This window comes from Salinimicrobium oceani (assembly GCF_012037645.1).
The window spans coordinates 1-523 of sequence record NZ_JAAVJR010000378.1; the positions used below are offsets into that span (position 1 = coordinate 1).

Here is a 523-nt window from a genome sequence, read left to right on the forward strand (position 1 = left end):
GGAATCTCCAAAAAAAAATTGCGCCTCGGTGGAAATACAAAGGCCTTATTTTAGAGCGCTGGTTTTGGCATTTCCTTTTTAAAAAAGGCATCAGTCATGTCTATGTGCTGACGAAAAGTAGTACAGATTACTATTTTCCTATTGTTGATTCTTTCAAAAATAGAGAGAAGATATGTGTAAAATATACGACTATCTTTTATGCAGAATTTCATCCACAGAAAAAGAAACTTTTAAATTCTATAAAATACAACATTGTGACATCTGAAAAACAAAAATTTTTTTTTCAGAACACACTAGATATACCACATACGGTAGTTCAAGAAGTAATAATAAACAATGAGGAAGAAGCTTTCAAAAGGAAGATTTCTAATCATTTTAATTATGATTTTGGGATTCTCGCCCGTTTTTCAGAAGAGAAACAGCTCGAACATGCTATAGAAGTTATTCGTCTTTTAAAGGAAAAGGGTAAGTTGAGAAAAATGATTATAAGAGGAGATGGTGTTAAAACATACTATTGGAAACT

General features: G+C 31.4%; 1 pseudogene. It reads left to right on the forward strand.

Annotated features, from left to right (window positions below):
* Window positions 1–523, forward strand: a pseudogene (locus tag HC175_RS17265) (hypothetical protein); the annotation flags it as partial.